Genomic DNA, 11,586 nt, shown 5'->3' on the forward strand with positions numbered 1-11,586 from the left:
CCCGGTTTTGGGAATAATGGTCCTCCTTTGTTAAATGGCAGGGATCTGCCGTTTGTCGCAGCTTTAGTCAATATAAGCGTGGGTGATCAAAGTTGCCATTGCGAATGAAAGAAATGACATATGTCCCAACCCTCATTTTAACAAACTATGTTAATAATCTTACTTTGTAACCGGACTTGCCGGGGTCAATCCCGCCAGCATGATCCACCCGTCTGCGACCGTATAAGCTGGGTCGGTGGCAACGATGTGAACCCAAGTGTCCCCTTCACGCGTTCGGGTGCCAATTTGGTCAATGTGGAACCGGGCATCCCCATAAGTCGTGGTGTTATCGATTTGACGATCATCACGGTTCAGTGTGTACTGAGTGAAATGCGGCTCGGTATAAGTGGCCGATTTACCATCGTTGGCGATGCCTGGGTTAGCGATTCGATACAAGGTGTTCTTTTGATTATCCGTCAATGTACCCTCAGTAAAGGTTGTGTATGGCTTGAGGCCCCCAGCAAATGCTTGGGTACTCTTGCCGCCATAGACCCAGCCGCGATAGTTGCCGTCAAACGAAACCACTTTGTAGTAAACGGAGCCCTTGCTAGTTGTGGCAACCCGGTAAGCCCGCAAGTTATCCTTGGAATTGGTCGAGCTCGCAATCTGCTTAGCGGTCGTCTTGGTAGCAACCACCCGAGTGCCAGGCAACGTGCCCACCTTGTTGTATAAGGCATTCTTGCCGGTCAAATTGACGTTACGGTTGTAAGGGTTGGTGCTTAACACCTTATTGGCAGTCAAGTGTGGATATGACTTCTTGGCTTTGGCACTGGCGTTGCTGGATGCAGCCGCAGTGAATAAGCCGAGCGCGGCTAATGAAACGAATAATGACTTCTTAACACTAAATTTCATGCACAATTCCTCCATAAAATAAGGAGCAGCGCAAAGCACTTAGAAACTGCTAGACAGGCTAGGCGATTCACAGCAGTCGAAATAAAAGCCTCCTCAGGCGAAAATTCCAAGGTAATCAATTTTTGGCCGGGGCGCCTATTTCTAAAAGTTTCTAATTTGCGGAGCTGTCCTAATCATTTAATTCCGTATGGTTATAATTATAACCCTTCTGGAACATAATTTAGGACATAAATTGAAGCGACGTGTTAAATTCAGGAAATTATCATGACAAAAAGGAATCCTCAAGTTCAACCTTGGGAATCCCCATTTTGATGGACGGTTCGCTTTCGCATCTGCTTGAGTTTTTCTTTCATATTAACGCCAACTAAGCTCACCACCGCATTGGGGTTCTGGGCTTGAATTTTCTTGACATCAGAAGGCTTTGGGTAAATCGCATAATCAGGCAACGCAACGGCAATAGCATCAGGAGCGGCTTCCATCGCATCCGTAAGCGTCTGTCCCTGTGAAACTGTGTCTGGGATATCTGGAAACGTAACGGTGTAGTAACCATCATTATTGGTATCATCAAATATCGCTGGGTAAATGACGTAATCAGGATTTTTCATTTCAAGTGAGAGTGTGCCACAACAATTCCTTCTGGAAGGATTCATGTGCCCCCCTTGCCTCCCTTCAGTTTGCAATAAACGTGTAACAGCAATCCGCATCCATTAAACCACGGAAATACTTAATTGCCAATCTCCCCATTCAGGAATACCTTTCAACCTTCCGCCCATTCAATGCCTGTACCTGCCGATTATCGAACCGAAACTGTTGCTTAAACCAATCCAGCTGCGTCTCACTAATCGTCACCTTAGGATTCGTTACCACCAGCCATTCAACACCCTCCGTTAATGGTGGTGTGGTTAATGAGCCTAAGTAATGAAATCCCACCGGCCGATCTGGAAGCCATTGGTCAATTTGACTGTTTGTACTCGCCGTTGTGCCAGCATGAAAACTAGTAATGATCTGTTGGAAAACAGGATCTGCAGCTCCTACCTGCACCATCAGCGCGACCACAGCCAGCTGACCGATCGCATTCTGGTGAACCAAGTGAACCTCTAACGGATCGTGCTTACCGTCAATCACATGTTCTGACGGTGCGTGAAAGTGAACTTGTTGAAACGCAAATGGGCGGCCAAAAATTTCCGCCTGGCCGTTCCCCGGCAAGCGGATGGTTGTTTGGTCGTCGATTTCCTTTTGCAACTGGTATCGTGAAGTCGTTTTGAATTGTAACGCCCCGGTCATTTTCACGGCAGCCAGCGTCTTAATTTCAATGGGTGATTGCTGGGTACCAAAGCCGTTTTGCCATTGTTCTTGGTGCGTGTAGTCGAGCATGTGGGTCATCCTTTCGAATTCTGTTTGAAATTAGTTTACTACGATTAGGATATCGAACCAGCCTTTTTTGCAGAAAATCTGTATGATAAAGGTTAACGAGCGCAATCCACATATTATGTATAAGGAGAAACCATATGATCAATCCTTTAAACAACGTATTTAATAAACTGAAGGTCAATTCAGTTAAAAGTACTTACCATTTCGAGATGCCTGATAACGCCAAAATCATTATCGTAACTCCTTTTGTGGATCCATTTGGAGATGGTATCACCCTTAGTATGATCGAAAAGGAAGGTGCGTTTACCGTTTCTGACGACGGTTACACGCTTTGGAACCTTCGAACCCGAATCATTAATGGCGATAATGAAGCTAAATACAATCGGCTCTTGGCAGCGATTGGAAACCATAATCAAGTTAACTTGACTAGCCACATCGGACTCTCAAAGAGCGGCGGCGAAGATGAGATTCCCCAGCTGATTAACACAGTCACTCAAACAATCATTGAAATCAATACAATGGCATACTGGTTGAATAGCCAATAAAAAGTTCCTGATATCGCACTCAATCCCAATGGTCACTTCACTTATCGAGGTGATCATTTTTAATTTACCAAAGCCTAGATGTGAAGACAACTTGAAAAAGCGGAAACTAACCGCTTTGTTCCACTTCCTTTTCGCTTCAATTTCAGAAAAGGGGTTGACTTCTTTTTAAAAATTATTAGAATTTTATGATAATTAATCTAATAATTAATCCTGGTTAAAGGACGTTATCGTGCTATTGCAACCCTTTGCTCGGATTGACTTTTATGCTACATAATAAGAATTAATTTTGGTAAAGCGTTGCGACACATACATATGATATTAGGTTAATGATCAAAATAGGACAGCTGCGCAAAGCAAAAACTTCCACATAAGCACCTCTGACAAAAATCCCCAAAAACCAGGGATTTCTATCAGAGGAGACTTATGTTCCAGTTTCTAACCGCTTTGCTCCGCTCACTTACTTAGGAGGTCATTACATGACAAGAAAGATTGGCGTTATTGGTATGGGCCACGTTGGCTCAACGGTTGCACATTACATAATTTCAGGTGGTTACGCGGACGACATCGTTTTAATTGATACAAACGAATTAAAGGTAAACTCTGACGCGACCGATTTTACGGACGCTATGGCAAACTTGCCCGCCCATACGAACATCATCATTAACGACTATGACGCTTTAAAGGATGCCGACGTCGTTATTTCAGCGGTTGGAAATATTAGCTTACAGAAAGATAACCCTAAACATGACCGGTTCGTTGAATTACCGTTTACCAAAAAGGCGGTGAAGGATGTCGCTGCTAAGATCAAGGCGTCTGGTTTCAACGGCATCTTAATCGACATCACCAACCCGTGTGACGTGATTACCACCATGTACCAGAAGTACACTGGCCTACCAAAGAAACACGTCATGGGTACTGGGACATTGCTGGACTCATCCCGAATGAAGCGCGCCGTTGCCCAAGAGCTCGACATCGATCCGCGTTCAGTTGACGGATACAACTTGGGGGAACACGGCAATTCTCAATTCACCGCCTGGTCTGCCGTGCGCGTTTTAGGTCATCCAATTACCAAAGTTGCCAAGGAACGCAACATTGATTTAGCTGAACTGGACGAAATCGCCAAGGCTGGCGGCTACACCGTCTTTCATGGCAAGCATTACACCAACTATGGAATCGCCTCAGCCGCTGTACGCTTAGCCGCTACGATCATGAGTGACGCTCGCACTGAACTGCCCGTTTCCAACTGGCACGAAGAATACGGCACCTACCTCTCTTACCCAGCCATCGTTGGCCGCGATGGGATTGAAGAACAGGTTCACTTGGACCTCACCGATGAAGAAAAGAAAGAACTCGCCGAATCAGCTAACTATATCAAGACGCGATTTGAGGATACGGTTGCTTCGTTGGGAGATTAATTAAGTTAGAATAAAAAATCGTCAGACTTGCAATTAAGCAGGCTGACGATTTTTTGATTATAGAACGGTTAAAATGACGTAGCGAGGACTAAATGTTAGCTTCCTTAGCAGTAATTACTAATAATTTACGTATTTAACTTATAGAGTCATTCACAAGAGTGACTTAGCAAGTTAATAGTGCATGCATCACACCTTACCAACATTCAGATTAGGACCGCTTCGCAAAGCAGAAGTCTGCATGTAAGCACCTATCGAAAAAATTCCAAGCCCGGGAATTTCCTCGATAGGATACTTACACTCCGACTCCTAACCGCTTTGCTACGCTCACTATTGATGATGATGCACAAAATTTTGGAAAGGACATTTGGATGATAGGCATTGCCATTAGCTTATTGATGTTATCCCAGGCCGCAATTGGTTTCGCGACCGCTTTCCGGATAATAAAAAAAGCTAACCGTAAAGATTAGCTCCAACCAAATGCACTTTAACTTGTGCCATGTAGTGGCCGTTTCCACCGACCGCTACCTTATACATAGTATTTTAACACACCGCCTTAATTTTCAACAACATAGTCGCTAACAATTTTGCTGCTGTCAAAACGCCGACCCAATTGCCTGTTTCAAATCTGCAATCAAATCATCCGCGTCTTCCAGGCCGATCGACAAACGGATCACGCGGGTGTTCAGACCGTGCTGTTTTCTCAAATTAGCAGGGATTTCTCGGTGGGTAATCTTCACCGGGTTAACGATCAGCGAGCGAACATCCCCGACGTTTGGCAAGTATGTAAAGACCTTAACGTGGTTCAAAACGGCATCAACTTGCTTCTCGTCGCCCGCCAATTCAAACGACAGGATCGACCCAATCCCCTTTGGAAAATACTTCTGTACCAGCGGATTCGCTAGGTCAATTCCGGCATAGTATAGCTTTTTAACATGGGGATCGCTCTTCAAATACCGAGCCACCGCAATCGCATTGCGAACCTCTTTGTCTAACCGCTCAGTGATTGTTTCCACTCCTAATAACGCCAAGTATGCATCAAATGGACTCATGACCGCACCAAACAGCCTTAAGTATTTAATCCGAACCCGGGAAATAAAGGCCGCCGCACCAAATCGGGCGTAGAAGCTCACTGGTTTGCCAGCCTCCGTTTCCAACGTAAATTCATTTTCAGTAAATTGCGGAAACCTGCCATTGTGCCAGTCAAATTTACCATGATCAACGATGATCCCCGACACGACGTTACCATGGCCGTTGATCGCTTTGGTAGATGAATAAACGTCAATGTCCGCACCAAAATCAAACGGCCGCAGAAGATACGGCGTTGGGAACGTGTTATCAACAATGAGTGGGATTCCGGCTTGATGGGCGATGGTGGCTAACTGTTCAATATCAGCGATATCAGTGCTGGGATTCGCCACGCTTTCAACAAAGACTGCCTTCGTGTCGGTCTTAATTGCCGCTTTGACGGCTTCAAAATCGTTAATATCATCCACAAAGTCAACGTGAATGCCAAACTTTGGAAAAATTGATTGAAACGCGTCAATGCTGGCGCCATACAAATTAGTCGGGGCGATGATTCGCCCACCGCCTTCAGCGACGCTTAGCAGCGCGTAGCTAACGGCGGCCATGCCAGACCCCACCGCGACCGCGTCAATGCCACCATCTAACGCCGCAATCCGATTTTCAAACGCTCGCACAGTTGGGTTAGCAACTCGGGAATAGGTGAACCCCTCCTTCGACCCTTCCGCTACTTTTTCAGCTTCATCGGTGTCCCCAAGCGCAAACGCCGCCGTCTGGTAAATGGGTGGTAATGGTGAATTCAAATGTTCTTTAGGGTCATAACCAGCGTGTAATCGTTGCGTATCAAATTTATTTTCTGTCAATTTTATCATCCTTTTTTGTCAATTCACTTAAGAGCCGAATGGCGTTACGTTCAAAAAACATTGCCCCGGTGATTATCAGTCCGTCACCAGCCGATAACTCTCTTTAGGCAACACCATTATTTACTCATCTTTCCAATTTGATTTATTTAGTTGTTAGTGAAACGACACATCAGGGCAACACCACCAGCATGCCGATAGTGCGTTAAGGACTGCTTCATGAACTGATGCCTCCCTAAATTGTTTGTGGATACAAAAAGTCCCTGCCCAGATTTCTCTGAACAGGGACGACTATCGCGGTACCACCCATTATTATCGCGACAATTACTCATCGCGACCTCAAAACACATCCTTACTCCAAGGGGATGTCTGGAGTCGTATCGCACTCCACCCGTGCGCTAAGCTTTCACCTGCGCAAAACTCCGAGCTCATCTTCACTGATCGTTCAAACCCACCTTCTCACCAACCGGCAGTCTCTTTAAGTTCTAATAAATTAGCTACTCTTCTCATCAACGTCTAACTTTTAAGTTATGTTGAATCTTAGTACAGGCAGTGATGCTTGTCAACCGTTGTTTTCACTTTTCTAATTTCGTGATACCCATCATTACTTAATATACCAAGGACAAACGATGCCTCTTCAGAGGTTTTTTCAGAGCTTTTTAAATTAACCTAAGTCAGTAATTATTACCAGAATCAACTACTAGTAAGCAGATTGATGATTAGAAATCCTCAAAAATGAGAAACGGATGAAAATTCATTCTAACCTCATGGCAGTTAATGGGCACCCAGCTTCCAACCAACGATGATATTGTTTCTGCAAATAAAAAGCTTCAAGAATCAGCTACCACCCCCAAATTCAGAAACTATCTTTTGCGAGATAATGCTTATTCTTGAAGCAATTGATTAGTGGCCTATTTTAGCCGCGTAACGGGCACAGTAATCACAGGTTGATTTTCATTAAGATCGTAATCGACATAATTCACTTCTCCAGCCACTAACCCACAACCAATTGACAGGTCAACGTAATAACGGCCGGTCTTGGCAGGATGGGCATCATCACTAACAAATTGATCAATCAGCAGGCCGCTTGCCTTATCAACGAATTTCACCGTTAGCCGTGGCCAAATATTGAGGGTGCCAATTGGTGGCCGCCAATCTGAAAACACCAGATCCATGTTAGCTGCTTGAAGCGCCTTGAAACTCGCTAATGACAACGTCAAATCATGATCGCCAGCATTAGCGGTCACCCCGCTTAAATCAGCTGCAGTTAGCTGATAAGTCGGCTGGCTTCCGGGCACTCGCTGCCAATTAGCTGGCACGTTAAAGGCGCTCGGAACGGTAATGACAAACGTGGTTGGCGCTTTACCAGTCCACGTGTAACTCTGATAGTGAATCCTGAATTGCTCGATGGTTGCTTGCTTCCAATCAATAATTGGAGAATCGGTTTCTGGATTATTGGTATTCAAAAGGTACCCCCCGTTACTCATTCGTATCCACCCATCATTGTGCTTGCTATTCTAGTTAAGATATCATTTTTATCACAAAAATATTATCCTATATTTTTCTCAATCTGGCAATTTATTTGCCGCGAACTTTTGGATGATTTTGGGAGCAAGGACGCTGCCATCACCTTGACTCTAAACGAAATAGCGCGTTCATTCCACTAAGGTAATGGAATGAGCGCACTATTTTTGTTAACCCCTGAAATTAGATAACGACTTCCAGTTTACTATTTCTTGTTAAAAGGATTGGCCAATTAATGGCCGCCATCCAATTGAAGAATTTATTTAGTAATTACCCTGAATAATCAACTTCTTATTAGCAGTGATGTAATAACCATTACTCAATTGATAACGGGAAGTCAAATTATGCTTAACAATCTTCTTAACCGTCAAGCGGGTGCCTTTCTTGTAATTCTTAACTCGTTTCGTCAAGTTCGCATTCTTATAAACATTGACACCCTTTTTATTGATCACAGTAATCTTCTTGTTCTTTGGCATTGATGAATAGTATACCCGAACAACAAATTTACGGTTAGCTGTGATGTACCCGGTCTTGCCGACATTCTTGGTGCCATGATTGACATCGCGAACTTTGTAACGCAATGCACCGTTAGCGGCTCGTTTGTAGCCAGTTACCACAAACATTGGTCGGTTAACCCGCTTGGCTTTGGTGTACTTAGCAACGCGTTGAGATTTCTTGAAGTTGGCGTTCTTGTACAGGTAAATGCCCTTAGTAGCATAGACAGCGGCACCTTCCTTGGCAGCGTAGTTTGGTACAGCCGGATTTTGAGTTGTGGTACTGTCAGTTCTGTCGAAACCACCATTGCCGACTTGGTTACCGGAGGTGTTCGTATTAGTGGTTGAATTATTGGTAATTGAGCCGCCACCACCGGGAGTCGGAGCTGGGCTTTTAACGTTTATCGTAATCGTCCGAGTAACATTTACCGTTTTACCTTCTTGAATAACCGGCATTGTAAAGGTAACTTTGTGCTGACCAGGTACCTTTGTGTCGACGCTATTATAAGTAAATCCTGCTTTTACGGCGTCAGCAAGTGTCATAGGGGTATCTGTTTGATACCACGCAGTTGGATCATTTACTTTGATATAATCCATCGGGTTAAATTTGGCACCATAATCAATCGTATTCAAGTTAGTTGGATCCAGAACTTTAACTGCTTGGAAGACGACACCTCCAATATTACCCTTATTTAATTTATTCAAGGCATCATCAGGATCGACAACTGGATTAGGATTGTTTGGATTGTAGCTTGAACCCCATCTAAATTTATCTAATTGATATGGCATCATGTAACCATTGTTGTTGAGCATCTCTAATACAGATTGCCCATTGGTTGCGTTACTCATCTTCGTTGGATCTAAGTAGAAGTGGTAACCCGAGTAATAGGTCGTATCGTTTTCACCAGTACCTAAATTATCAATTGTTATTTCATTAGGATTCCCTATTGGATTAATATTCGGCATCAAGCTCTGTATATCGCTTGCTTGAGTATACTTGTACTTATTATTTCTAGTAGTAATTAAGTATTGTTTGCCAACACCCAGTTTGTTATTAATATCATTTTGAGTTAACTGTTTTGCAAAACGAACGTTCAAATTATAAAAATCATTGTATTTAAGGTTAGTCAGTGAGTTACTACTAATCGTAAAAGTACCGTTTGAATTTGCAGTATTAACTTTATCTAAATTATTTACATAAAGTGGTACACTAATGTCTATTGCGGAAGTTGACCACAAAAGGCCATAAAAATCAATCCATTCAAGCTGACCTGCATTTTCACTTGCAATCTTGGCCGTATCAGAAAAGGCCACATCATCACCATTACTATAGTGGTAAGTTAAATCAAAATTACCTTTGATATAGGTTTTCCAATTAAAATCACTATCATCAGGCTTAAATCCCTTAAAGTTTAGTATCGGCGCACCACTTGCAACGACATCTGGAGAATTAGGTGTTGTTTGATATTGTTTCCAGTGAAGCGGCAAATACATTCGATGATGAATCGCACTAAAGGTACCAGGATTAATTAAATTCAAATGGGCTACTAGACTAGTTGAATTTTGAGTAGAATTTGCCTTTTCAAATTGATCTGCATCAATTAAAGAATTAGCTGATGGTTGTGCAGCACTATTAGGTGTTCCATTATTGATCTGAGCATAATTAGACGTTTGATTATCACCGCTCGTCAAGTAGAGATCATGCTCAATGTTATTATCATAACCTAAATCTTGATCCGGAGTTGACTTATAAATCACCGGATCTTGCTTCGGATTATTTCCATTATAAATAATCGGACTATTATCGTCCGCACGGGTAACTAGAGAGCTCGCGGCGCCCCCCCCCATGGTGAAAATTGTTGCTGACAATAAAGCGATTTTTATGCCTCGCTTTATCTTTTTGCTTATTTTGACATTTGTCATCATAAACACCCCTCATTTATTTTTGTTAGTGCATCTCATAGTTTACCGCACTAATTATATCTATTTTAGCATACATAATTGTTAAGGAATATAAATCTCATGCAATTATTCACAACAACTTATTATTTTATCATGTCATAAAAAGCCGCAGAATCAGCGACATTCCCCAAAGTAATCCGTTTTAACCTTGGTGAAATCTCCTAACATTCTGCGACTTTTATATCTATTAATAATTAATAATTTGGTAATCACCTTGAACAATCAATTTCTTGTTAGCAGTCATGTAATCGCCATTACTTAATTGATAACGGGAAGCCAAATTATGCTTAACAATCTTCTTAACAGTCAGACGTGTGCCCTTCTTGTAATTCTTAACTCGTTTCGTCAGGTTAGCGTCCTTATAAGCATTGACACCCTTTTTATTGATAATGATTATCTTCTTATTCTTAGGCATCGATTGATAATAAACCGGCACAACAAACTTCGAGTCAGCGGTAATGTAACCGACTTTGCCAGCCGTCTTACTACCATGGTTAACGTCGCGGACTTTGTAATGGAGAACGCCATTGGTCGAGCGGGCGTAATCAGTCACCACAAACATTGGGCGATTAACTCGCTTGGCCTTCGGATATTTTACGAGTCGCTGAGAGTTCTTGAAATTTTCATTCTTATATAGGTAAAGCGCTCGAGTAGCGTACACCGCAGCACCCTTTTTAGCCGCATAATTGGGAATCGTTGGCTTGGCTGGCTGTTTGATTGTTTCGCCAGTTGGTGTTGAAGGTGTTGGTGCCACCGGTGTTGTTGGGGTGACGTTACTCGAATCGTTACCCGAAGGAACATTCGGAGTGACTGACTTTTTGACGACGTGAACAGTTATCGCTGGATTCTCTTTTTCACTCATCGTATAAGCAATTGGTTTGGTATCCACTAATTGATAGCCAGCCGGGACTTTGGTGGGGGTGTAATCGCCAGTCTCACCCAGGAAGCCGGTGATTGTAGTATCATTGCCAACTACTTTTCCGTTACTGTCGATGAACTGAACAGGGGTGGTGGCCCCTTGGTAGGCGTAGGTTACTGTACAGTCAATCTTTAGAGGCTGTCTAAAATCTCTTGAGTAATAGTGCTAAAAACGCCAAAACGACCATTTGCAGACTGGTGGTTAATTGACACTCACAATTTTTCCAAAGTCGCCGACAATTCTCTAACCAACTAAAGGAGCGTTCGACTACCCAACGTTGGGGTATGACTTCGAATCGATGCAACTCATTACGCTTCGCAACCTGCACGGTTGCGTTTAAATTACTTGCCACATCGAGCTGAAAATTAACGCCTGAATAACCACCATCAACTAAGACATTTTGAACCTGGCGTAAATGCATGGCATGTAAAGCGATCATTGCACTGGCCCCGTCTCGATCAGAGACGTTCGCTCGCGTCATGTGAATGGCCTGCGGAAAGCCATGGATATCAACTGCCAGATGGCGCTTAATTCCCGAGATTTTCTTACCGGCATCGTAACCTTTGTTTTCAGCAGTAGCGGTGT

General features: G+C 43.3%; 10 protein-coding genes. 2 read left to right on the forward strand and 8 right to left on the reverse strand.

Annotated features, from left to right (window positions below; all coding sequences use genetic code 11):
* Positions 1-159: 159 nt before the first annotated feature.
* The 3 genes from FC98_RS04165 to FC98_RS04175 all read right to left on the reverse strand — a co-directional run bounded on the left by FC98_RS04165 (position 160) and on the right by FC98_RS04175 (position 2,265).
* Entirely contained in the window at positions 160-891 is a 732-nt protein-coding gene (locus FC98_RS04165) for a hypothetical protein (RefSeq protein WP_050806226.1), read from the reverse strand.
* Between the two features lie 287 nt (positions 892-1,178).
* Positions 1,179-1,541, reverse strand: a complete 363-nt coding sequence (locus FC98_RS04170; protein ID WP_235803575.1) for a type II toxin-antitoxin system HicB family antitoxin — start codon at positions 1,539-1,541, stop codon at positions 1,179-1,181.
* A gap of 94 nt (positions 1,542-1,635) precedes the next feature.
* Entirely contained in the window at positions 1,636-2,265 is a 630-nt protein-coding gene (locus FC98_RS04175) for a carbonic anhydrase family protein (RefSeq protein WP_054655524.1), read from the reverse strand.
* 134 nt (positions 2,266-2,399) lie between these two features.
* On the opposite strand from FC98_RS04175, the gene FC98_RS04180 reads away from it, so the two are divergent.
* Both FC98_RS04180 and FC98_RS04185 read left to right on the forward strand, forming a co-directional pair.
* A complete protein-coding gene (locus FC98_RS04180; RefSeq protein ID WP_008855424.1) occupies positions 2,400-2,807 on the forward strand; it encodes a DUF1828 domain-containing protein in 408 nt (135 codons plus the stop codon).
* Positions 2,808-3,283: 476 nt separating this feature from the next.
* Positions 3,284-4,222: an L-lactate dehydrogenase gene (locus tag FC98_RS04185; RefSeq protein ID WP_054655522.1), complete on the forward strand. Its 939-nt coding sequence runs from the start codon at positions 3,284-3,286 to the stop codon at positions 4,220-4,222.
* Between the two features lie 593 nt (positions 4,223-4,815).
* Here FC98_RS04185 and FC98_RS04190 read toward each other — a convergent pair.
* From FC98_RS04190 to FC98_RS04210, 5 genes are all read right to left on the reverse strand, one after another.
* A complete protein-coding gene (locus tag FC98_RS04190; protein ID WP_156637194.1) occupies positions 4,816-6,114 on the reverse strand; it encodes an O-acetylhomoserine aminocarboxypropyltransferase/cysteine synthase family protein in 1,299 nt (432 codons plus the stop codon).
* A gap of 899 nt (positions 6,115-7,013) precedes the next feature.
* Positions 7,014-7,589, reverse strand: a complete 576-nt coding sequence (locus FC98_RS04195) for an MBG domain-containing protein (RefSeq protein ID WP_008855430.1) — start codon at positions 7,587-7,589, stop codon at positions 7,014-7,016.
* Between the two features lie 300 nt (positions 7,590-7,889).
* Positions 7,890-10,046 carry a DUF5776 domain-containing protein gene (locus tag FC98_RS15050; protein ID WP_056949239.1) on the reverse strand — a complete coding sequence of 719 codons (2,157 nt, stop codon included), beginning with the start codon at positions 10,044-10,046 and terminating at the stop codon, positions 7,890-7,892.
* 223 nt (positions 10,047-10,269) lie between these two features.
* Complete coding sequence (locus FC98_RS04205) at positions 10,270-10,971, reverse strand: DUF5776 domain-containing protein (RefSeq protein ID WP_054655512.1); 702 nt, start codon at positions 10,969-10,971, stop codon at positions 10,270-10,272.
* Between the two features lie 172 nt (positions 10,972-11,143).
* Positions 11,144-11,586: IS5 family transposase (locus FC98_RS04210; protein WP_156637196.1), on the reverse strand; the 443-nt coding region annotated here is incomplete at its 5' end.

It is taken from the genome of Lentilactobacillus kisonensis DSM 19906 = JCM 15041 (assembly GCF_001434135.1).
In the GTDB taxonomy this organism is placed as follows: Bacteria; Bacillota; Bacilli; order Lactobacillales; family Lactobacillaceae; genus Lentilactobacillus; species Lentilactobacillus kisonensis.